This window comes from Streptomyces natalensis ATCC 27448 (assembly GCF_000935125.1).
Lineage (GTDB): Bacteria > Actinomycetota > Actinomycetes > Streptomycetales > Streptomycetaceae > Streptomyces > Streptomyces natalensis.
Window position 1 is genome coordinate 21,435 of record NZ_JRKI01000016.1, and the last position, 21,566, is coordinate 43,000.

Annotated in this window: 19 protein-coding genes and 1 CRISPR repeat array; of the genes, 8 read left to right on the forward strand and 11 right to left on the reverse strand. The window is 65.7% G+C overall.

Annotated features, from left to right (window positions below; translation table 11 throughout):
• Positions 1-17 precede the first annotated feature (17 nt).
• The 3 genes from SNA_RS11095 to SNA_RS11105 all read right to left on the reverse strand — a co-directional run bounded on the left by SNA_RS11095 (position 18) and on the right by SNA_RS11105 (position 2,927).
• Positions 18-1,544 carry an amino acid permease gene (locus SNA_RS11095; RefSeq protein ID WP_030063917.1) on the reverse strand — a complete coding sequence of 509 codons (1,527 nt, stop codon included), beginning with the start codon at positions 1,542-1,544 and terminating at the stop codon, positions 18-20.
• Between the two features lie 79 nt (positions 1,545-1,623).
• Positions 1,624-2,190: a hypothetical protein gene (locus SNA_RS11100; protein ID WP_241779609.1), complete on the reverse strand. Its 567-nt coding sequence runs from the start codon at positions 2,188-2,190 to the stop codon at positions 1,624-1,626.
• 542 nt (positions 2,191-2,732) lie between these two features.
• Positions 2,733-2,927, reverse strand: coding sequence for a hypothetical protein (locus SNA_RS11105; RefSeq protein ID WP_030063915.1), 195 nt, complete (start codon positions 2,925-2,927; stop codon positions 2,733-2,735).
• Positions 2,928-3,275: 348 nt separating this feature from the next.
• Between SNA_RS11105 and SNA_RS11110 the strand changes: the two genes are divergently transcribed.
• The 3 genes from SNA_RS11110 to SNA_RS11120 all read left to right on the forward strand — a co-directional run bounded on the left by SNA_RS11110 (position 3,276) and on the right by SNA_RS11120 (position 6,226).
• Entirely contained in the window at positions 3,276-4,781 is a 1,506-nt protein-coding gene (locus SNA_RS11110) for a helix-turn-helix domain-containing protein (RefSeq protein ID WP_037788712.1), read from the forward strand.
• The gene (locus SNA_RS11115) at positions 4,778-5,497 is read left to right on the forward strand and encodes an HAD family hydrolase (RefSeq protein WP_030063913.1); all 720 of its coding nucleotides are present in this window, start codon (positions 4,778-4,780) and stop codon (positions 5,495-5,497) included. Before SNA_RS11110 ends, SNA_RS11115 begins: the two co-directional genes overlap by 4 nt.
• A 69-nt stretch (positions 5,498-5,566) precedes the next feature.
• On the forward strand, positions 5,567-6,226 hold the full coding sequence (locus SNA_RS11120) for an HAD family hydrolase (RefSeq protein WP_030063912.1): 660 nt from the start codon (positions 5,567-5,569) through the stop codon (positions 6,224-6,226).
• A 165-nt stretch (positions 6,227-6,391) separates the two neighbouring features.
• Here the strand turns inward: SNA_RS11120 and tyrS are convergent, their stop codons facing one another.
• From tyrS to SNA_RS11150, 6 genes are all read right to left on the reverse strand, one after another.
• Entirely contained in the window at positions 6,392-7,660 is a 1,269-nt protein-coding gene (tyrS, locus tag SNA_RS11125; RefSeq protein WP_030063911.1) for a tyrosine--tRNA ligase, read from the reverse strand.
• A 135-nt stretch (positions 7,661-7,795) separates the two neighbouring features.
• Positions 7,796-8,938 (reverse strand): glycosyltransferase, encoded by a 1,143-nt coding sequence (locus SNA_RS11130; RefSeq protein ID WP_030063910.1) that lies wholly within the window; start codon positions 8,936-8,938, stop codon positions 7,796-7,798.
• A 4-nt stretch (positions 8,939-8,942) separates the two neighbouring features.
• On the reverse strand, positions 8,943-9,896 hold the full coding sequence (locus tag SNA_RS11135; RefSeq protein WP_030063909.1) for a phosphotransferase family protein: 954 nt from the start codon (positions 9,894-9,896) through the stop codon (positions 8,943-8,945).
• Positions 9,893-10,957 carry a glycosyltransferase family protein gene (locus SNA_RS42190; RefSeq protein WP_157879886.1) on the reverse strand — a complete coding sequence of 355 codons (1,065 nt, stop codon included), beginning with the start codon at positions 10,955-10,957 and terminating at the stop codon, positions 9,893-9,895. Before SNA_RS42190 ends, SNA_RS11135 begins: the two co-directional genes overlap by 4 nt.
• Positions 10,954-12,633, reverse strand: coding sequence for a pyridoxal phosphate-dependent decarboxylase family protein (locus tag SNA_RS11145; RefSeq protein ID WP_030063906.1), 1,680 nt, complete (start codon positions 12,631-12,633; stop codon positions 10,954-10,956). The genes SNA_RS42190 and SNA_RS11145 overlap by 4 nt, the downstream gene beginning before the upstream one ends.
• Before the next feature lie 39 nt (positions 12,634-12,672).
• Entirely contained in the window at positions 12,673-13,134 is a 462-nt protein-coding gene (locus tag SNA_RS11150) for a DUF4254 domain-containing protein (RefSeq protein WP_051877134.1), read from the reverse strand.
• A gap of 477 nt (positions 13,135-13,611) precedes the next feature.
• Here SNA_RS11150 and SNA_RS11155 point away from each other — a divergent pair, with 477 nt between their 5' ends.
• Both SNA_RS11155 and SNA_RS11160 read left to right on the forward strand, forming a co-directional pair.
• A complete protein-coding gene (locus SNA_RS11155) occupies positions 13,612-14,262 on the forward strand; it encodes an HAD family hydrolase (RefSeq protein ID WP_030063903.1) in 651 nt (216 codons plus the stop codon).
• 12 nt (positions 14,263-14,274) lie between these two features.
• Positions 14,275-15,144 carry an NAD(P)-dependent oxidoreductase gene (locus SNA_RS11160; RefSeq protein ID WP_241779610.1) on the forward strand — a complete coding sequence of 290 codons (870 nt, stop codon included), beginning with the start codon at positions 14,275-14,277 and terminating at the stop codon, positions 15,142-15,144.
• 25 nt (positions 15,145-15,169) lie between these two features.
• On the opposite strand, the gene SNA_RS11165 is transcribed toward SNA_RS11160, so the two are convergent.
• Positions 15,170-15,721 carry a guanylate kinase gene (locus tag SNA_RS11165; RefSeq protein ID WP_044364598.1) on the reverse strand — a complete coding sequence of 184 codons (552 nt, stop codon included), beginning with the start codon at positions 15,719-15,721 and terminating at the stop codon, positions 15,170-15,172.
• Positions 15,718-16,728, reverse strand: coding sequence for an AAA family ATPase (locus SNA_RS11170; protein WP_030063897.1), 1,011 nt, complete (start codon positions 16,726-16,728; stop codon positions 15,718-15,720). The genes SNA_RS11165 and SNA_RS11170 overlap by 4 nt, the downstream gene beginning before the upstream one ends.
• A 349-nt stretch (positions 16,729-17,077) precedes the next feature.
• On the opposite strand from SNA_RS11170, the gene SNA_RS43740 reads away from it, so the two are divergent.
• The 3 genes from SNA_RS43740 (at position 17,078) to SNA_RS11190 (ending at position 20,165) form a co-directional block, all read left to right on the forward strand.
• Positions 17,078-17,398: a helix-turn-helix domain-containing protein gene (locus SNA_RS43740; protein WP_107070870.1), complete on the forward strand. Its 321-nt coding sequence runs from the start codon at positions 17,078-17,080 to the stop codon at positions 17,396-17,398.
• 488 nt (positions 17,399-17,886) lie between these two features.
• On the forward strand, positions 17,887-18,525 hold the full coding sequence (locus tag SNA_RS11185; RefSeq protein ID WP_030063892.1) for a helix-turn-helix domain-containing protein: 639 nt from the start codon (positions 17,887-17,889) through the stop codon (positions 18,523-18,525).
• A 2-nt stretch (positions 18,526-18,527) separates the two neighbouring features.
• Entirely contained in the window at positions 18,528-20,165 is a 1,638-nt protein-coding gene (locus SNA_RS11190; protein WP_030063890.1) for a site-specific integrase, read from the forward strand.
• A gap of 290 nt (positions 20,166-20,455) precedes the next feature.
• Positions 20,456-21,521: a CRISPR direct-repeat array (repeat unit 29 nt; unit sequence CGGACCATCTCCGCGTGCGCGGAGCGGAC).
• Positions 21,522-21,566: the final 45 nt, after the last annotated feature.

Consider the following 21,566-nt stretch of genomic DNA (forward strand, 5'->3'; position numbering starts at 1 on the left):
GTGGATCAACGTGCCGGCTAACGTGTCGCTCCCTGTGAGGCGGGCAGCGGCGGAGTGCTGTTCTTCGGGTGGGTCGGGTTGAGAAACCACCTTCTGGCGGTGGCAAGCCACCATGTGCCGGAGAAGGCGAGCACGACACCGACCGCGATGGGCGCGTAGTTGAATGTCTCGATGGTCACCGGGGCGGCCTGCGGCAGCATGAACAGCACGGTGATCACTACGACCCAGGTCACCGCGAGGACGCCTACGGGCTTGGACCAGCGGCCCAGGTGCCACGGGCCGCGGTGGAAGGATTCCCCCTGACGCAGTCGCAGCAGCGTCGGGATGACGTAGGCGATGTAGAGGCCGATCGTCGCGATGGAGGTGACCGCGGCGTACGCGGTCGTGTTGAACAGGTAGGGCAGGCCGAGGACGAAGGCGCCGCCGGCGGCGAGCCAGACCGCGTTGGTCGGGGTGCGAGTCCCCGGGTGCAGCTTGTGCCACACCTTGGAGAAGGGCAGGGCACCGTCGCGCGAGAAGGCGTAGATCATCCGGGAGTTGGCCGTAACCGATGCCATGCCGCAGAACAGCTGGGCGCCGATCACGATAAGCAACATCGTCTTGCCCGCGCTCTCGCCCAGAGCATCCATGAAGATCTGCGCCGGCGGCACCCCCGTCTTCGACTCCAGTGCGCCGGTGTAGGACTGGATGGCGAATGTCAGGCCGAACAACAGGACAAAACCGGCCGCCCAGGAGACAAGAATGGAGCGGACGATGCCCTTCGGTCCCTCCACTGAGGCGTTCTTCGTCTCCTCCGTCATGTGGGCGGAGGCGTCGTACCCGGTGAAGGTGTACTGGGCCATCAGCAAGCCGATCAAGCCGACGTAGACGGCAGAGCCCCAGCCAGTGTTGTTGACGAACTCGGTGAACACGAACTTCGGGGACTGGTGGTGGTCGGGGACGAGCAGGAGCACGCCGACGATCACTACCACGCCGATCAGGTGCCACCAGACACTGACAGTGTTGAAGAAGCCCACGATGCGCACACGGAGGGTGTTCACGAGGGCGTGCAGCACCAGGATGATGCCGAAGAGCGTGATGGTGTGCCCGGGGGTGGCGGCGTAGCCGAACTGAAGGTTCAGGTAGGCGTTGAGGAATGAGGCGGCGCCGAAGTCGACGCCCGCGGTTACGGCGATCTGGCCGAGGGTGTTGAACCAGCCGGTGAACCATGCCCAGGCGGCCGCCGACCCGCGGGGAGCGAGCTTGTGGGCCCAGAAGTACAGGCCGGCGCTCGTCGGGTAGCTGGAGCAGACTTCCGCCATGGCCAGCCCGACGAAGAGCGTCATCAGCCCAACGATGGCCCATCCCCACATGATCAGGGCAGGTCCGCCGGTGTTCATGCCGAAGCCATACATGGTCAGGCAGCCGGAGAGGATGCTGATGATGGTGAACGAGACGGCGAAGTTCTGACGCCCGGACATCGAGCGGTCCAGGGTCTGGGTGATGCCGAGTTCGGCGAGGCGCTCTTCTTCCGAAGGCGTAACGCTTGGTATATCCAGGGGCATTCGGATGATTCCTTCATCTTCGTCGGCGCTAACTGGTGGGACGGCAACAGAGGCTCCGGCTCTGTCCCGGCGGTACGGACTACGGCGCGGAGGCTTTGACAGCCCAGGCGCGGTGGCGGTTGAACAGCATTGGGGCGTCTCCGCAATAGCTCCATGGCACGTCGGTGGCGTACGGGCCGATGGCGTCGAAGACTTCTCCGGCTTCGCGGTGCCGGTTCGCGAACGACAGTGCGTGGGCGAGGTAGTTGGCGTCCTCGTGGAATGCGGCGTGAGGACGGTTCGGGGCTCGGTAGGACCACCAGTTGTCCCACGCCTGCCAGGTCGACGGATTGTCCGTCCAGGGGTGAACGGTCAGTCCGTAGCGGTGCCCCTCCACTTCCATCCGCTGCCGGTGCGACTCGGCGAGGGCGACCAGGGGAAGGACATGCGCCGGCAGGCCACGCGGGGCGTGAGTGCACCGTTCCTGCACCCAGTGGAACATCTCCCCGCCGGTGCCGTGCCAGGAGGGGAACAAGTAGGTGAGGAGTTCGTGGTGCGCCTCGCGGTTCCACGGGTCGCGCTCGATCACCTGCTGCCACAGCTGTCGTACCGTCCCGCGCCACTCGGGGTTCTGGGGAGGCGAGTGGAAGCGGGTCAATGCGAGCATCACCACGTACGGTGAGGGGTCGCTCGGCATCCTGTCGCCGGCTGCGTCACAGGCGTCCCATGCCAGTTCCATCGCCTCACTGCGGCCCCGTCCTCGACCGCCGGCCATCGACCGCAGAGCAAGCACATGGGCCAGAAGGGCAAGAGCATGCGGCGACTGCGGTTCGGCTTGCGCCCACGTGTCGGCAAATGTCAGCCGCGCTCCGACACGGGCAAGGACCTGAAGGCGGAAGATGCGCCGATCCCAGTCTGCGCCCGTTGCAGCCAGCAGACCCCGGGCCCCTTCCCAGCGGCCCATCGCCGCGTCCTCGACCACCACCCGTAACTGAGCGTCGTCGCGGGCCGGATGCCGGTCCAGAGCCGGTTTACGACTACTCACGACGCCCTCGCTCGGCGGTGGCCGTACCCACAGCCAGGCCCAGAGGCACAGTTGGTATCGGCTTCATCAAGAGTCCTCGCGTCACGTCCGGAAGTGGAAAGACCGTCAGGGCCCAGGGGTAAAAGGAGGGGATCCAGAACCTCACCAGCGCCCCGACGGCCGGTCTAGAAGTCGATCTCTTTGATCAGCTGAACCGCGCCCTGCACGCCGTCCCTGATGCTCGGCGCTGCGGAGCTCCCTGCCAGGAAGAAGCCGAACAGGACGCACACGATGGCGTGGCCCATGTTCAGGCCGCCCTTCTTCACCAGGAGAAAGACGATCACGCCCAGGAACACCACGGCTGAGAAGCTAACGATCACGGGCCCACCTCTGAGGAGATCCGCTTGCCACAACGCGGGAGGGGCCGCCACGCCGTCTTCCGCTGGCGATCCAGCGGCAGGGACTGTGCCATCCGTACGTACGGGACCGAGGACACCTTCGACTCCGGTGGACGAGTTCAGGGACAACAGGTGATCCACAGCAGGAGGGCTACGAGTCCGTCCGAATCATCCACTCTCGGGCGGTTCGCCAGCGCCGTGCACTGCGGGAGTCCCAGAGTGATGGGGAAACGCCCGGTGCACACATTTCCGAGGTGATATCACTTGAGTGATTTCGGTTTTGCCAGGGCAAGTTGAGGTCGCATAAATCTCTTCAAGGGGGAGGCATAGGTGCTTGCGCAGTCGCCGCGAGGCTGCGAACAGTGCGGCTGCCGACTGAGCCAGTACAACTCTGGGACGCTGTGCTCGGCCTGCGTTCGCTCCCGCACCCTGAACCAACACGCCCTCTCCGTTCCAGAACGCGTGTGGCGCAACCAAGAGATCCAACAAGCCCTAGCTTCCTGGGACTTCGGCACGGCCACCCGTCTGATCCGCCAGCAGGGGTCGCTGCGTCAAGACGACATTGCCCATCTGACGGGCCTGAGCCAGGCGTTCCTCTCCATGCTTGAGTCAGGGCATCGCCGTCTCACCAACATCGACAAGATCGTCGAGTTCCTCACTGGTCTCGGCGTTCCCCCCGAACTGGCCCCGCTCCCGCTTCCCCGCCCCCTCCGTCCCTCCCGGGACCTGTACTCCGGCGATCTCGACCCGGCCTTGCCATGGACGGCGAGTCGTATGGTGACGGCGTTAGGCACTGCAGTTGGAGGGAGCGCGATGGACCGCCGACGGTTCCTTGCGGTGAGCGGCCTGGCGCTCACCGCCTTCGTGCACCACTGGAGCACTGCCGAAGCGGAACCGCTCGTCCGCGCCGCGGAGGGCAGCCGGCTCACGCACGAGCTCCTCGACAGCCTCCAGGGGACCACGGACAACCTGCGCAGTATGGACGCGAGCGCAGGCAGCGGCACGTTGGCCGACCTCGGCAATGCTCATCTGCTACTCCTCAAGCGACTCGTTGAGCAGGCTTCCTACGACAAGGACACGGGGCAGCGACTCGCTGCGATCATCGCGGACACCGCCATCCAGACAGGATGGTTCACCTTCGACTCTGGAGATCGAGACCGAAGCCCTACCTACCTGTTCGCTGCACTCCGCGCCGCAAAGGCATCCGGCGACGTGCGGCTCGGCGTCGGAGCTCTCTCCTACCTGGCCATCCACGGCTACTCCACGGGTGCACCACGCGATGCGGTTACCGCAGCGCGAGGTGCTCGCGAGAAGATCAAGCACCTCGGTGCCCCGGCCCTGGAGGCAATGCTGCTGACGCGGCAAGCCCGGGGGCACGCAAAGCTCGGCGAACGGCAGGAGGTATTCACCGCGCTAGGTCAGGCAGCTGAACTGTGCGCTCAAGGACGTACCGAACGCGATCCCCACTGGTTGTACTGGATCAACGAAGGTGAGATCCACGGCCAAGCCGGCAGCTGCTACCTCGATCTGGGTGAGCCGCAGAGAGCCGTCACGAGCTTCACGCACGCGCATGACTCGCTCAACCCCTCAGACCAGCGCACGCGGGCCCTGTTTCTGTCACGGGCCGCGTCTGCTCTCGTTCGGCAAGGGGACGCGGAAGCAGGGTGTGACACCGCGCACCGGGCTCTCGACCTGGCCGAGCAGCTCCAGTCCGCGCGCCTCAACGAGCACGTTGAGGCGATGCTCAGCGACCTCGAAGCGGTGAGAGACGCCACATACGCTCAAGATCTACTGGACCGTGCCGCCGCCGTGACGGGAGCGAGGAATCGCACGTGACCGACAACCAACAGACCCTCGTTCTCTGGGACATTGACCGTACGCTGCTCTACGTCGGTGGCATCGATCGTCAGGTGTACCGCGAAGCCTTCGCCGAAGTCGTCGGCCGCCCAGCCGAACACTTGCCGGCTCGCGGTACGGGCGTCACCATGCCCCTCGCGATCCGATCGCTGCTCCTGGACAACGGCGTGCCCGAGGCAGCCGTCCCTGACCTGTTGCCGCGCATCGTGGACTTGCTGCCCAAACGGCTCGCGGCCCACAGCGAAGACCTACGGCAGCAAGGGGTTCTCATGCCCGGCGCGAGGGCCGCGCTCCAAGCCGTCCACGACCACCCGCGCTTGGTGCCGACGGCCGTCACGGGGAATCTCAAGCCGAATGCGCTGCTAAAGCTCGCGGCCTTCGACCTCGACGGCTACCTCGATACCGAGATCGGCGGATTCGCCTCCGACGACGACCATCGGCCCGCGCTCGTGAGCATCGCACAGGGACGCGCGCAGGCCAAGCACGGGACGGCCTTCACGCGTTCGAACACGGTGATCATCGGGGACTCCCTTGAGGATGTCCGCACGGGCCTTGAGGGCGGCGCCTCGGTTCTCGGTGTGCCCTCGGGCAAGACCTCCGCACAGGACCTCAAGGAAGCGGGGGCCGATGTTGTTCTCGACAGCCTGGAAAACGTACAGCAGCTGGTGGCTGCGATCGCTTCCGTCACACCCTGAACAGGCACCCCTCGTCTGGAGAGCGACAGTCCTGTCAGGCCCATACGCCGCGGGTCTACACTGCCGATCATGACGCAGAGCCCTGTCGAGCTGGTGATCTTCGATTGTGACGGCGTACTGGTGGACAGCGAGCGGATATGCGTCAAAGTTGACGCGATGATCATGGCTGACCTGGGATGCGCGTTCACCGAGGAAGAGATCATCGAGAAGTTCGTCGGCTCGTCTACCGAGGTCTACACAGCCGCCGTAGAGGAACAGCTTGGACGGCGTCTGGAGAAGGACTGGCTGCAGCAATACGAGCATCTGTACCAGGCGGCCTTCGACGCGGAACTGACCGCTGTCGATGGCGTCGCAGAAGCCCTGAGCAGCCTCACCACACCCGTCTGCGTCGCATCGAACACACACCACGCCGGCATCCGGAGAAACCTGGAGATCGCCGCGCTGAGGGACCACTTCGAGGAGCGCATCTTCAGCGCAGACGATGTCCCCCGAGGCAAGCCTGCCCCCGACCTCTTCCTGCACGCTGCTCGCTCCATGGGCGCGGAGCCCGAGCGGTGCGCGGTGATCGAGGACAGCGCGTACGGAGTTCAGGCAGCACGTGCCGCCGGCATGCAGGCCTTCGGCTACTGCGGCGGCCTCACACCGGCCACGCGACTGGAAGGCCCAGGCACCACCCTGTTCGACGATATGCGCGACCTACCCAAGCTGCTGGCCACCCCTACGCACTGAACTTCAGCAGTGCCTCGCAGGCAATCGGACCGGCCGCTACGCCATTCACGACCGGTCCGCGGGTTATTGCCGACGGGCCTGCTTGCTCACGGTAGCCGTAGCCAGGGTGCGTGAGCCGGAGGTACTCCTCCGGCTCACGGCTGAGCTTCCATCTCCCGGGCCGCTTCAGGCCCCGGTGACCTCGATCGCCGCCAGGTTCTTCTTGCCCCGGCGAAGCACCAGCCAGCGTCCGTGCAACAGCTCGTCAGCCGTGGCCACCGTGTCCTCGGAGGCCACCTTCACGTTGTTCACATAGGCGCCGCCCTCTTTCACGGTGCGGCGGGCGGCCGACTTGCTTGCCACAAGGCCAACCTCCGCGAACAGATCGGTCACCAGGCCGAGTTCGCTCACCTTGGTGTTCGGGAGCTCGGAGAGCGCAGCGGCCAGTGTCGCCTCGTCGAGGTCGGCGAGCTTGCCCTGTCCGAAGAGCGCCTTCGACGCCGCGATCACCGCGGCGCACTGGTCGGCGCCGTGCACCAGCGTGGTCAGCTCCTCGGCGAGCGCACGCTGCGCGGTACGGGCTTGCGGTCGCTCCTCGGTCACCTTCTCCAACTCCTCAAGCTCCTCGCGGGTCTTGAAGGAGAGGATGCGCATGTATCGGGAGATGTCCTGGTCGTCGGTGTTCAGCCAGAACTGGTAGAACGCGTACGGAGTGGTCATCTCCGGGTCAAGCCACAGCGTGCCGGTCTCTGTCTTGCCGAACTTGGTGCCGTCCGCCTTCGTCAACAGTGGCGTCGCGAGCGCGTGCACCTCGGCGTGCGGCTCCATGCGGTGGATCAGATCCAGGCCGGCCGTGAGGTTGCCCCACTGGTCGCTGCCGCCTGTCTGGAGGGTGCAGCCGTACCGCCGGTACAGCTCCAGGAAGTCCATACCCTGGAGCAACTGGTAGCTGAACTCCGTGAAGCTAATGCCCTGGTCGGACGCCAGGCGCTGGGCGACCGAGTCCTTGGTGAGCATCTTGTTCACCCGGAAGTGCTTTCCGATGTCCCGCAGGAACCCGATCACGGTCAGGCCCGAGGTCCAGTCCAGGTTGTTGACCATGGTCGCCGCATTGTCGCCCTCAAAGGAGAGGAACGGCTCGATCTGCGCGCGCAGCCGGGTCACCCACTGGGCGATGGTCTCCGGGTCGTTCAGGGTGCGCTCGGCGGTCGGTCGAGGGTCACCGATATGGCCGGTCGCACCGCCCACGAGTGCCAGCGGCCGGTGCCCGGCCTGCTGGAGCCGGCGAAGGGTGAGCACCTGGACGAGGTGGCCCACGTGCAGGCTGGCCGCGGTCGGGTCAAAGCCGCAATAGAACGTGACGGGACCATCCGCGAGAGCCTTGCGCAGTGCGTCCTGGTCAGTGGCATGGGCGATCAGCCCGCGCCACTGGAACTCGTCGACGATGGCCGTCACGGTCCTGTGTCTCCTAGAGTCGCGTGTGTCAGTGTGGCGGCCAGTGTAGTGGTCCAGGCTGCCATCCGTGTTTGTACTGGTCAGCGGCCATTTACGTGCAGTGACCGGGTCGCCGCACACCCGGAGCGTCCTGGTTCACGCCGTCCCCAACCATACGTCGAGTAGTCGACCGATCACAGCCTCGCTGTGATCACGATAATCACGCACGAGTGCTTTGCCGCCGGCCACGAGTCGGGTACGGAGCGCGGGATCATGATCGATCTCGTCGATGATCTGCCCGAAATCCCGTGCGGCCCGCTCGATGTCGTTGGGAGAAACCAGGGGATACAGCACATTGCCTTCGAGCTCGTAGCCGGCGATCGGTGGCGGAGAGACGAACATCGCGGCATTCCCCAGCTCAGGCAGGCTGCCTATTCGGTGAGCCACGACAGGTACTCCTGACTCCATTGCTTCAAGCGCAACTCGTGGAAGACCTTCCGGACCGAGGGACGGTATGAGCAGGATCCTGGTGCGGTTGTAAATCGCGGTGGGGTCCGGGCTGAAGGAGGCCACTTGGACGATCGCGGAGGGCGGTGCGTACGGCGGGACGTCGGGCCAGGTCTCCACGACCAGGTATGCGTCGCTGGGGCGCTGACGAATGAGTGCGTCCCAGACACGCCGGCCCTTGATGGGGTGGTGGTTGATCAATGTCAGGGATCGTCCCGCCGCGCCTACGGGCGTCGGGCTGACTCGTCGCTCGGGAAGGAGGTTAGGGAGCACCTGCGCCGGCACGCCGGTCTGGCTGTGAAAGGCGTCGGCGATCGTCTGGCTGACCGCGTGCACACTGGCCTGCCGCATCAGATCGTAGTAACCCCGGACCTCGTCGGCGGCGTGGTCATGGCTTGTGGGGTAAAGCTGGTCGGTCACGAGCACTGCTACATGCCGACCACTCGCGAGGCATTCGTCCAGCACGGCACGATGCGCTTCGTTGAGCCGGACCGCGCAGGAGTTGAGCAGGATCACGTCGGGGTCCAGCTCCTTCAGAAGATCTTGAAGCGCCTGCCGGTACGCGCTCGCTGACCCCGGGGCACCGATGAAAGCTTCGTGGACAGTACAACCCTGGACTGTCCGGGTTCTGCGTTCGATTCCGGGATTCCTGTGTTGGGCGATGCAGGCGAGGCTGGCTGGGTGCCCTCGGCGCTTGACGCGTTGCAGTAGCTCGCGGACTTGAAGGAACAGGCCATTGGTGAAGCCCTCGCGGGTGAAGTCGTCGAGGCTCACGAAGACGGTGCCGGGCATGGCGTTACTCCTTGTGGGCCGCGGCGGCGGCGAAGAAATCGAGCAAGGTCCAGAGCCGGGTGGCGATCGGGCTGCCGGCCGAGGGCGGGCCGCTGACGCTGAGTGGACTCGGGGAGAGCATTTTGAGGCTGGCGATCGCTGAGTACAGATCGAATATGCGTTGCCGAATGGGGCCGACGCACAGTGGCGCGGCAACTCGTTCGATGCAGTCCGCCTCCGGTCCACGGGCCAAAAGGCCGGCGCGAGCGACGCCGAGGGGGTATAGGGCGTCACCGAACCCGAGCTCGTCGAGGTCGACGATCGCCGTGACTCTCCCGCCATCCACCAGCACGTTCTGGTGGGTGGCGTCGATCAGGTAGGGCAACGGATCGATGCGATCGAACTCGGGGCGTAGCTCGCGGATGGTTCTGCGGATTTCTCCGATGGCCGGCCTCTGCCGCTGCGAGGGCGTCAGCTGATCGATTGCGCCGGTGAAGTACTCCCAGAGCACGTCCGACCAGCGGGAGTGGCAGCGCAGGTCGCTGTAGCTGGCGATGCCGCCGTATCCGGGACCGGGCGGAAGCCCGCTCATGCGGTGTCGGATGTCGAGCAGGTCGTCGGCAACGGTGTGCTTTTCCGCGGCCTTAAGGTTGGCGTAGACGTTGCAGAGATCATCCCCTGGGGCTTGCTCAAGGAGCATGATTGGCCAGGGCAGTACGGTCCCGGTGAGGTCCATGGACAGTACGCGGGGGACGGGCACTCCTACCCGAGCGAGCTGGCGCCGCCAATACGCGAATCCCGCGAAGCACTCGGCGCGGTCGTGTCGAGTGATCCGTGCAATCACGGACTCACCGGACTTCAGCCCCACCGTGAACACGAAGTGGCTGCGGCCCATCGAGATTCGGCGGGCGGCCACGGCCTCTTGGCGCAGGCACCGACTGGCCGCTTTCAGGGCTTCCTGCTCTGTGGGGGGCTTCATGGCAGGAGCAATTCTGTTGCCGCGAGCGGGATAACGCTGAGGCTGGCGTAGCCACGGAAGAATGCCCAGGTCGTCTCGAAGTCGTCGGTGCTGACGATCAGGCCGGGGACGCCGAGGTAACCCGCGAGGTGGCCCAGGCCGCTGTCGCACCCCACGAAAAGACGGCATGACAGGAGGCGGGTGACCATCTCGGGAAGGTCTGCCCGTACGTAGGTCAGGTCGTCGCCGAGGTAGTCCTGGGTGTCAGGGCCGCCGAGGATCTGGACTTCGCCGTGTGCTGCAACCTGGCTCAGGAGCCGTCGGGCCGACTGTCGCGGCAGCGGGGTGCTGGAACGCGCATCGAGCTGGCAATACACCACGTCTTCTTGGCCACTGGGCGTTGGAGCTGCACGGAGGGGAAGCGGCGGCACTCGGTGGCGGACTCGTCCCCCGAAGGTGTCAGTCACGGCGTGGTTGAACCGGTCAAGCCACGGGAGGCTCCATGAAGACCGGGCGAAGATCGCGTCGCCACTGATCGCTTCGCTGGGCGAAGGGACGTAGCTCACTCGCCCGCATGCAAACACCTCGACAACTTCGGCGAGGATGGGCGAACCGGTGACGGCGACTGATGCTATGGCGTTGTCGCGGCAGTAGTGCTCCAGGCCGGTGACGATGCCCAGGGCATCGCCGAGACGATTGTGCCGGGCGAACCGCATCACGGACCCGCCGGGGAGCGTCGTCGGCGGTGCCTTGTCCGCCTCGGACGGAAGTCTTGCCGCGTCCGCGAGTTGTTCGCTTAGGCAGCGCAGCCCACGTTGGCCGCAGCGCCAAGTCCGTGGAACCGCCGGGATATCCGCAGCGGGCTTCCCGTGGGCATCGACAAAGCGCACCTCATCGAATCCGAATTCCTCGATGAGTTCACCGATCGCCGGTGGCCCGCTCACCTCGACTTGAGATAGTCCGTGTCTCCGGGCGTAGGAGGCCAGGCCAGCCGTCAACTCGACGCAGTCGCGGATAGGGAGGTCGGCGGCGGAGAAGTGCGTCGGCAGCTCTTCTCGTCCGTTGATCGATGGTCCGTTCACCGGGCCCCCTCGTACACATCTGTATCCGGATGAATGGCGTCGAACTGTCGCTTGCCCTTGAGGAGGCGCGCGACCAGCTCCCTGGCGTGAGAATCGGAGAAGTACGGGTTGAGGGAGTACACCCGCAGAGCCACGACCGGCTCGCCAGCCGGCGTGTAGAAGGCCGCGGAGGTCTTGCTCAACGCGATCTGCTCGGCCTCCGGTACACGTTGACGCGATAGCCACGCGAACAGGTCAGACGTGTACTGGTTTATTCGGCGCACCGAGCTGGTGTCGCTGAAGTCCTCCTCGGAAGCGGCAGGGTCATCCGGCGGGTAACAGCGCAAGAACACATCCGGGCCGTACGAATGCTTGTTGATGGCTGTCACATCGCCAGCTGCCACGGCATCAACGTGGCGTCGGAGGGCTTCGGCTGTCTCAAGCGCGTGACCGAGAAGTTTCCGCATTCCCTGCTTGCCTAGGGCCTGCAGGCCAACCCAGGTCGCGACCATGTTCGCCGCTGACCTGGAAGTTTCCAGCGTGAAGGTCCCAGGGTTGTACGCGTCCTTGTCATGGAACAGCGGAGTCATGACTCCGCCGTCGCGACGTAGCCGCGAGAAGTCCCGCCCGTCTCGCATGATGATCATGCTGGACGTGTACGGTGCGAAACCGGTCTTGTGGAAATCGGTTCCGAACGAGTCGGCGTGCCGCACTGTTCTCAGGCGCTCCACAAGCCGTGAGATTTTCGCCACCACAGGCGGGCTGAATTCGAGGGGATTGCGATGCAGGTCGTAATCGATGAAGCAGAGATAAGCCCACCCGATGACCGTGTCCGCATGCACGTGGGGCGTGTAATCCAATCCATATTCCGCGGCCAGCCGATCCCGCATCGCAGCGATCTCGCCGAAGTCATCGACGGCCATATTGGAGGTCGTCCCGCCAGCGCCCATGATGCATGCAAGTCGGTGCCCGCGTGCCAGCACGTCGCGGCAGGCCGCTTCCATCGACTCCAGGTCCGTGGTCTGGTCGGGCAGCGACGCAGCGGATATGTAGTTTCGGGTGCCGATACCAAGCCACGCGCACGCGGACTTCTGCGAGTAGTGCGCCGGCCAGGAACCGACGACGGCCATCCCAGGCTCGATCCCCCGCTCGGCATGGTCGGGCTGTGCCTTGGAGATGCCGACGTTGATCGCGTACAGGTTGGTCGCAGTGCCGCCGAACGTGAACAGACCGCCTGCCTGATCCGGGTCGTATCCCGCCAGCCGCGCCAGCGCCTGGGCACAGGACAGCTCGGCGGTAAGGGTCTCCGCGGCGTCCTCTCCGGTGACGCCGTTCGGCATGAACAACGACACCGCGCATAGCGCCGCCAGGTTGACGAACGACGGCGGCGGAACGACGTTCTTGGCGAACATGTGGTGATGCACCTTGACCGAACCAGCCAGCCACCGCGGCAGTTGACTGAGAACCGCCTCCGAGGCGACGGGGCCCTCCGGCAGGTGTCCGCCACCCAGTGAGCGCCCGTCTTCCTGCTCCCAGCGCGGATACACGGGCCCTGCACCCTGATGGCTCAGCGCCTCATCGAGTGCACCGCGGATGAGCTCGACAAGCACGTCCGCGTTGTCGCCATCGGGGCACAGAAACAGGCCGTTGCGCCAGTCTGCGAAATCATCCCCATACCCGGAGCAATCAGTTGTCATCGCGGACTCCAGTGCCTTGGAAGAGCAACACGACCGCGCTCATCGTCCGGGCTTCCCGTAGAGCTTCATGCGTTCAGGTCGGGGCGTGCGCCGTCGGCCGGACGCAAGGTCCTCACAGGCGACCGCGATAGACCACACGAGATCGTCACGCTGACGACGCAGAATCGCGACACGTTCCACCGCGCCGGCGTCATCCTCGACGAGTTGCTCGGTATGCATGATCCGCAGCGTCTCCACCGAGAGGCGGTCCAGCGCCGAGCCGATCGACTCGGTAAGGGGAGGCACGTCTTGGTCCGCGCCCCACACCGCATCAAAGATTCGATCGACCTGCTCGATGAGTTCGTGGCGACGGCAGTTGAGTTCGTCGATCTCCCGCTTGATGGCCGGAATCTCCCCGTCCCCAGCTCGCCGCACCCGATCTTCGGCGTCCCACTGCCGACTGTTGTTCGCATGCAGCCGGTTCAGCGGCTCCAGCAACTCCGGCGAGCGGGGAAACGGCATCCCGGCGAGAGCATCCTCGCACCACCCGCATTGCCCATTTTGCATGTCGAGGCAGGACTTACCCTGAATCATTACAGTTCGCGGGTCTGGATCCCGCTCGCCCGTATCTAGATCCAGCTGAGCAGGCATATTCGTCATCAGCGGTATCCCCCTTCGGTACCTCGTTGGATCAGCCCCTGCCGACGGTCATGGGAGACAGCCGTGAGCGCGAGCGGAGGGTGGATGCAAGAGTGGCTCATCGGCGCGAGTCGATCACATCACCGTTGTGATATGCCCATGCCCTGCGCGCCAACCGATCGCTGAAGGGCTGAGCAGCGAGGCTGTGAACGCCACGGCATAGAGCAGGACTTGGCGAATCGGGTCCGCCACGTCTTCGACGCGCCCGCCGGCCGGTCAGCCCACGCTGCACGAGACCTCGTCATCATGGCGCCCAACTGCGCGTTCCGGACAACTCACGGTCCCGTAAGGTCTGCTTCCATGCAGCGGTTGGCGATCTTCGATCTTGACAACACCCTTGTTGACCGCCAAGGTCCCCTGACGGACTGGGTCTCGGCATTCTCCTCGCAGTACGCCCTGAATGATCACGACCGAGCGGATCTGCTCCAGGTGGTGCATGCACGTGCCTACCCCTCGGCCTTCGAGACGATCCGTGCGCAGTACGGCCTTGCCCCTTCGGCCGAGGCGTTGTGGCGTGACTACTGCGCATACATGGCTCGCTCAGTCAGCTGCCCTGCTGATGTGCTTGAGGGCCTGTCCACGCTCCGACGTACCGGCTGGAAAATCGCCGTCGCCACGAACGGCGCGAATGAGATCCAGACCGAGAAAGCGGCCATGTCAGGGATCGCCGATCACGTTGATGCGGTGTGCGCCTCTGAGGCAGCCGGAGTGCGTAAGCCGGAGGTAGCGATCTTTGAGAAGGCGGCCGCCTCATGCGGAGCCGACCTCGCACTCGGCGGCTGGATGATCGGCGACGGCGTGGACACCGATATCCGCGGCGGCAGAGCGGCCGGACTACGCACCATCTGGATCAGCGGCGGCAGGTCCTGGCCCGGGGACGACACGGAGCCGGACCACGCCACCACTGATGTATGCCAAGCGATCAATCTGCTGCTCACCACCGTGAGCTGAGAGGACCTCGTCGTGAACTCTGAAGCGATCACGGTTGGACTGCTGCATCCCGGCAGCATGGGCGCCGCCTTCGGCGCCCAGTTGCGACGGCGCAACGTGCGGGTGCTGTGGTGCATGGACGGCCGCAGAAGCCGGTCCCGGGCACGGGCCGAGGATGCCGGCCTCGAAGGCGTACAGAATCTTGCGCAGCTCGTGGCGCGTGCCGATGTGCTGCTGTCTCTGTGTCCGCCTGCCGCTGCAGTGGATGTCGCGCAGCAGGTGGCGGCCTGTGGCCTCGACGGCGGGTTGTATATCGAGGCCAACGCGATCACGCCGCATCGCGTCAGGGAGGTCTCAGGGCTTCTTCCTGGCGCCGTGGTCATCGATGGCGCCGTGGTCGGCTCCCCGCCGGTGGGTGGCAAGCAGCCCACGTTGTATCTGTCCGGAGCCCCTGACGGCTGCTCTCGGGTCGCGTCCCTGTTCGCCGTGAGTGACGTGAAACCTCATGTGCTGGGTGCCGAGGTGGGTACGGCCTCTGCGCTGAAGCTGTCGTACTCGAGTTACCAGAAGGTCTCCCGCATCCTGGCGGCGCTCGCCTACGGCGTCGCTGATGCGAACGGCGTTGCCGACGAGCTCGTCAAGATCGCTGGGAAACGGGGCGGCAGCTACCTGACCGAGACCGGCTACATCCCCAAGACTGCCTCCCGTGCCTGGCGCTGGGGCCCTGAACTGGACGATGCAGCAGCTCTGCTGCGGGAGGCCAGGCTGCCGGACGATCTGATGCGAGCAGCCAGCGGAGTTCTTCACCAGTGGGCCAGCGCCCGAGACCGTGAACTCACCGTCGCCGAGGCGCTCGCGCTCCTGCATGTCGACCACGGTCGTGAGGGGCATGACGAACCGTAGCCGGGTCCGCGCGGTTCGCCCGCGGTCAGATGGCGCGGCGAATCAGCAGGTCGATCTCGTGCGCCGCCTCCGCAGGCGAGATGGCGTCGGTATCGAGCCGTAGGTCCCAAGCGAAATCTGTGCTGGTCTCGATGTCGTGGGCCGTCGCGTCCCAGGCGGAGAGGCGGGCCTCGGTATCGCTGTCACCGCGCCCCTTGGAGCGGTCCGCGGTACTCTCCCGCGAACACCACAGGAGCACGCTGGTCCACGAGGCGGGGAATTTCTCCACCACCGCCTCAATACCTGCGATCTGCCCGAGATGCAGGACGGGAATGCACCCGTCCTGCATAGCCTGGGCAAGGCCGGGACGGTCTACGAGGTAGATGTTGCCGTACCTGTCGTTGCGGTAGATCACGTCCCCGCGTGCCTCAAGCTCTCCGAGCTCATCGGCGGTCCCCATCCGGTAGCCACGAGTACGGCCACTACCAATCTTGAGACGCATGAACGCGCGATAGGCGTCGTTGAAGTCGCACAGTGCCGTGGTGATGGTGTCCTTCCCGGATGCGGGTGGACCGTACAGCAGAATGCCCTGGCTCATGCGAACACCGTCCCGAAGACCTGCCGAACCTGATCGGTGAGGGATATCGCGGTACCGAGACGGTTGTCGACCACCAAGTGCGGTACGACCGGCCGCAGTTCCGGATCAATCGTCGCCGCGTACTCATCCCAGTTCTGCAACTTCCAGCTGTCGCGGGCTGCCGAGCGGAAGCTGATGTACTCGTGCATGGTCTCAAGGTCACACTGGATCCAGATAACCGCCACCGTCACTCCCCGCGCCTCGCACCGGTTGATCAACCGGCGCATCCACCGCTCGTCGCTCACCTCAGCAACGAACGGTGCGGTGAGCACAGTGCTGATCGAACAGTCGACATTGGCGTAGGCGGTCTCCAGCAAGCACTGGTACTCCAAGGGCCGCACCTTCTCCCGATATACCGGGGAGTGGCGGTCGTTTGGATCGCTTCCCATCTCAACGAGCAGCCGCTCAACAAGCGGACGGGTGATGGGATCTTTATCGAGGACCGGCCACCCGGTGAGCCGCGAGATGAACCGTGAGAACTCCGACTTCCCACTGCCGGCGAGGCCGCCCACCATCAATAGCGTGGGCTGATTCGGGTCGCCGCCCGTGTGACGGCGTCTCCACGCATCAATGATGCGCTGCTGGACCTCCTGACCGTTGCTGTCGGCATTACCCGGAGCGATCTGCAGCACCGCGCGCTCAACAGCCAGCACATGGTCGCCGAGCGGCTCCACCTTCGAGGGCGTGAGCCGGAGCTGAGTCTGCTCACCCGGCAACGCCTTCCGGAACCCCAACTCAGGCTCGGTGGCCCGGTACAGAAGGCAGTAGGCCCGGCGGTAATGCGGGCCGGGATACACCTCACCCTGCTCGTGCTGCCACAAGGTCTGGAAGTTCGCCGCCGGCACGGTGAGTCCGGCAGCGCGCGCCACCTCACGTAGCCGCTCACCGGCACCCTCAAGCGTCAGGCCATGTGCTTCGCGCATGGAGCGAAGCTGGCCCGGTTGCCACCCCGCACGGCTCTTCGCCATGACTGCTACCGCCTGCCCGTTACTCACCATGATCGGGACACTAAGTCTGCCCCGCGCGAACGCATGTGTAAGCGGATGTTGAAAAGTCACGTCGCCCGATGATGAGCGGCTTGGCCAAGCACCAGTGATACTCCGCGGCACCGAACGCAGATGTGATGGGCCCCACCCCGGCGGAGTACTTGCCGGAGCCAAGGTTGATCACTCGGCGAGGGAGACGATCACAGTGTCAAGACAGCGAACCACCGAGGTAGCTGCTGCGTGGGGCGGTCGCCGGTGTACCGCCTGCCGGTGCCGCTTGAGCCGGTATAACAGCGAAACCGTCTGTTCCGTTTGTAACCGCAGTGGGACGGTGGCACAGACAACATGCCCCTTCGTCCCGACCCAGGTCTGGACGTACGAGGACGTCAAAGACGCCTTAGTTCAGCGGGACTTCGGCAGGCTATGCCAGCTCGTGCGAGAACGCGGGCATCTCCGTCAGGAGGACATGGCGCTCCTGACGGGGCTGAGCCAGGCTTTCCTGTCGATGCTGGAGTCTGGGCAGCGGCGGCTCACGAACATCGATCGCGTCATCGTGCTTCTGGACGGCTTGAATGCACCCGCTGATCTCACAGGCCCGATGCTCCGCCCTGTCCCCCTCGCGCCGACCCCACCGTTCCAAGCGGTGTCCTGACCCGGCCGCGGGCACGAGGTCGCAGCATGGCACCCACAAACCTCCGCAGGCATGCCCACCCCATGGAAGGGTTCGCCTCCGCGAGCCCCGCACTCCGCGATCCGGCATCCAGGCCAGGGGGCAACGTCCCCGACGGCTACGTGGAAGGGGCACTGCACCCGACCGCCTCCTCCGGCTGTACGCCGAGGAGCCGGTGCAGCTCCGCAGTGACCACGCGGTACGCGTTCCCGAGCTTGAGGACGGTGACCGGATACTCGTCCCTCTTCGCCAAGGCGTATCCGGTGCTCCGGCCGATCGTCAGCGCCTTGTTGGCTGTGTCGAGGTCGACGGCAGCCGGCAGCCGGCAGCGCGAGCAGCTCTTCGTAGGTCATCCCTCGCGCAGCTTTGCGTGTAGTCATGATGTATTCCGATCAACAAAAGTTGCCCTGACGGCGAACTGTCTACCACGAATGTTGCTACAACACATTTTCCTGGCGTAAGTTGTCACCATGACAAACAGGGAGTGGTCACCGACCTTCACCGCCCGCGTCGCCGAGCAGATGCGCCGTGCGCGCAAGGCCGCCGGCCTCACCGTCACGGAGTCGGCCGAGGCATGCGCGGCTCTGGGCCTGGCGGTCCCGAAGACGACGATCACGAACTTGGAGACCGGGCGCCGCAGCTCGATCGACCTCGCGGAATTCCTCGTCCTGGCCGAGGTCTACAAGGTCCCGCCGGTCAACCTGCTATTTCCCCTCGGTCTGGAAGCCTCCGTCGAAGTGCTTCCAGACCGGGAGGTCTCGACCTGGGATGCTGTGGCCTGGTTCACCGGCGAGACACGGCTGGAGAGGCCCGCGCCCGAGGACTCCGCCCGCGGCGTGCTGGACACCTTCCGCGCCCACAGCGACGCCGTGGCAACGGCCCTGGCTTCGACCCGCTTGGCCAAGGAGCGCCGTCGGAAGGCCAGCACCACCCTCGACTCCGGCCGCCGTGAGGCTCTGCTCGAAGCCGCGGGCGCGTACGAACAGCTCGCCTTCGACGACTGCAGAGAGCTCCGGGAGTTCCGCCTCACGATGCAGCAGCGCGGCCTCGCCCCACCGGCCCTCCCCAACGAACTCTCCTTCGTCGACGAGCCCGATCCCGAGGACTAGCCTTGGCCAGCACCACCTACGGCGGCACGGTCACCCGCCGCTGTTCCTGCCGCAACCCCACGACGGGCAAGAACAACGGCAAGGCATGCCCCAAACTTGCCAATCGCCGCCATGGCAACTGGTCCATACGCCACGAACTCGTCAATCGATCCGACGGCACTCGGTGGGAGTTCCGGCGCAGCGGTTTCGAATCCTCGACCGACGCCACCAAGGAACTGGGCAAGGTCCGCGCGCTGCTCGCCATACCCGATGAGGACGACCAAGCGGGGCATCTGGCGATCAGCGACATGCTGGAGGACTGCGCCAAGAAGAAGGAACCGCTGCCGGACTACGACGAAACGCGTCGGCGGCTGTCGGCAGGTCAGGCGCTGAACTCGAAGATGTCGGTGGCCGAGTGGCTCGGCCTCTGGCTCGCCGGCAAGAAGCGCCTCCGTGTGGGCGGCCACAAGCGGTACGAGTGCGACGTCCGCGTCCATCTCAAGCCCCACCTGGGCGAGATACACCTGGACAAGGTCAACGTCCCCCACCTGGACCGCATGTTCGATGCCATCAACGAAGCGAACATCGAAATCCAGGAGCAAAACACCCAGCGGCGTGCCGCTCTGGACGAACTCAAGACCATCCCGTGGAAGGGGACGGAAAACCGAGCACGCCGCAAGTGGCTGAAGGCCGCCATCGACCAGATGCCACCCTTCCGCCGCGTCACCACGGTCAACACGCAGCACCACATCAAGGCCACCCTGCGAGCGGCGCTCAACACCGCTATCGCCCAGCGGATCATCCCCAACTACAACCCGGCCGAGCACGTCGAACTGCAGCCCGGTACCAAGCCCAAGGCCCTCGTCTGGACCGACGAGCGCGTCGCGCACTGGCTGGCCACCGGCGAGAAGCCCAGCCCGGTCATGGTCTGGACGCCGGAGCAGACCGGCAAGTTCCTGGACCACATCATCGGCGACCGTCTGGAGGCCATGTGGCGGATGATCGCCTTCCGTGGCCTGCGCCGCGGTGAAGGCTGCGCTCCGCGCTGGATCGACTACTCGAAGAAATCGCGGTCGCTGGAGATCGCCACCCAGCTCGTCCAGGACGGCTGGGAGATCCTTGAGGGGCTCCCGAAGACCAACAGCGGCATCCGATCCATCGCGCTTGACGAAGAGACGGTCGACCTCATCGAGCTGCGCAAGGCCGCCCAGGATGAGGAGAAGCGAACCTGGGATGACGCGTGGCAGGACACAGGCCGCATCTTCACTGAGGAGGACGGCTCTCTTCTCCACCCAGGCAAGATCTCCGACCTCTTCGAACGCCTCGTCGCCGAGGCCGGCCTGCCGCCGATCCGCCTCCACGACCTGCGCCACGGCGCCGCGACCCTCATGCTGGCGGCCGACGTCGACATCAAGGTCATATCCGAGACACTGGGACACAGCGACACACGCATCACCCGCGACATTTACCAGTCCGTCCTCGACGACCTGGCCCGTGCGGCGGCGGAAGCGGTGGTCAAGCTCGTGCCGCGTGCTCCCCGAGCGATCCGTACGGCGATCGAGCGGCGTGCCGTGCAGCCCGTAACCGCCATTGGCATGGCTGAGGGGTGCACATGTTCGTGCACCTGCGGGGCGGCTGGGCGGGAAACAATCACGGCGTAGCGCGCTAGCGGTCTTGTCCTCCGAAGCGACCGGGGCCTCTCGTAACGAGAGGCCCCGGTCGTCTGCACACGTACTCGTCATGCGCCGAAGTCTGAATGGGGCATCATCGAAGCATCTCCGCGGACGCGGAGCCGGCTGCGCGAGCATGGTGGATTTGCCTGCCCCGCCTGGGGCATCTCCACGTACGCGGAGCAAACGGCCACGCCTACCAACTAGATGACGGCTGGTACGGAGCACCTCCGCAGAAGCGGACCGGACGAAGTGGCCGCCGCCGCCCTGCGAGAGGTCTATGGAACATCTCCGCATACGCGGAGCGGACCCAGTCGAGCGGCCGGAGTCGTTCACCGTGACCGGAACATCTCCGCGTACGCGGAGCGGACAAGGCCATCATGGCGCTGGCCAACGCCAACACCGGAACATCTCCGCGTGCGCGGAGCGGGCCACGGATACGCCATCAGTCTCGGTGGCCGGCACGGAACATCTCCGCGTGCGCGGAGCGGACACAATGCCGTCCCCCATGGTCTGGGCGTTGGGCGGAACATCTCCGCGTGCGCGGAGCGGACCTCTCGAAGCCCCAGATGCCGTTGGTGGTGAGCGGAACACCTCCGCGTGCGCGGAGCGGACTCGACGGGGAGCTGCGGCATGCACCCGTCGGGCGGAACATCTCCGCGTGCGCGGAGCGGACCTCGCACAGGTGAAGAAGGGGCTGGCCGGCAACGGAACCTCTTCGCGCGCGCGGAGCGGACAGCGGCGAGCCGGAGGGCCCGGCGAACGTGTCCGGAACATCTCCGCGCGCGCGGAGCGGACAGCGGCGAGCCGGAGGGCCCGGCGAACGTGTCCGGAACATCTCCGCGCGCGCGGAGCGGACAGCGGCGAGCCGGAGGGCCCGGCGAACGTGTCCGGAACATCTCCGCGCGCGCGGAGCGGACAGCGGCGAGCCGGAGGGCCCGGCGAACGTGTCCGGAACATCTCCGCGTGCGCGGAGCGGACCTCGCACAGTTGAAGAAGGGGCTGGCCGGCAACGGAACATCTCCGCGCGCGCGGAGCGGACAGCGGCGAGCCGGAGGGCCCGGCGAACGTGTCCGGAACATCTCCGCGTGCGCGGAGCGGACATGAGCGCGGCGCCCATCGCCGGGATGCGCCGCGGACCATCTCCGCGTGCGCGGAGCGGACCCGTCTGCCCTCCACGCGGTCTCGGCGGCGTTCGGACCATCTCCGCGTGCGCGGAGCGGACACGGTCACGTAGACCGTGGCGCCCGTGCTGTCCGGACCATCTCCGCGTGCGCGGAGCGGACGACCGCGCGGGCTGCCTGACCCTGAACTCGTATGGACCATCTCCGCGTGCGCGGAGCGGACCCTTCGCGACCTGCACCATTGGGGGCACTTTGCCCATTCTTTACT

Excerpts from the sequence above, each read along its gene's own strand:
- SNA_RS11095 (WP_030063917.1), bottom strand. The coding sequence starts at position 1,544 with ATGCCCCTGGATATACCAAGCGTTACGCCTTCGGAAGAAGAGCGCCTC.
- SNA_RS11100 (WP_241779609.1), bottom strand. The coding sequence starts at position 2,190 with ATGCTCGCATTGACCCGCTTCCACTCGCCTCCCCAGAACCCCGAGTGG.
- SNA_RS11120 (WP_030063912.1), top strand. The coding sequence starts at position 5,567 with ATGACGCAGAGCCCTGTCGAGCTGGTGATCTTCGATTGTGACGGCGTA.
- SNA_RS11130 (WP_030063910.1), bottom strand. The coding sequence starts at position 8,938 with ATGCCCGGCACCGTCTTCGTGAGCCTCGACGACTTCACCCGCGAGGGC.
- SNA_RS11135 (WP_030063909.1), bottom strand. The coding sequence starts at position 9,896 with ATGAAGCCCCCCACAGAGCAGGAAGCCCTGAAAGCGGCCAGTCGGTGC.
- SNA_RS11145 (WP_030063906.1), bottom strand. The coding sequence starts at position 12,633 with ATGACAACTGATTGCTCCGGGTATGGGGATGATTTCGCAGACTGGCGC.
- SNA_RS11150 (WP_051877134.1), bottom strand. The coding sequence starts at position 13,134 with ATGCCGTTTCCCCGCTCGCCGGAGTTGCTGGAGCCGCTGAACCGGCTG.
- SNA_RS11155 (WP_030063903.1), top strand. The coding sequence starts at position 13,612 with ATGCAGCGGTTGGCGATCTTCGATCTTGACAACACCCTTGTTGACCGC.
- SNA_RS11165 (WP_044364598.1), bottom strand. The coding sequence starts at position 15,721 with ATGAGCCAGGGCATTCTGCTGTACGGTCCACCCGCATCCGGGAAGGAC.
- SNA_RS11170 (WP_030063897.1), bottom strand. The coding sequence starts at position 16,728 with ATGGCGAAGAGCCGTGCGGGGTGGCAACCGGGCCAGCTTCGCTCCATG.
- SNA_RS11185 (WP_030063892.1), top strand. The coding sequence starts at position 17,887 with ATGACAAACAGGGAGTGGTCACCGACCTTCACCGCCCGCGTCGCCGAG.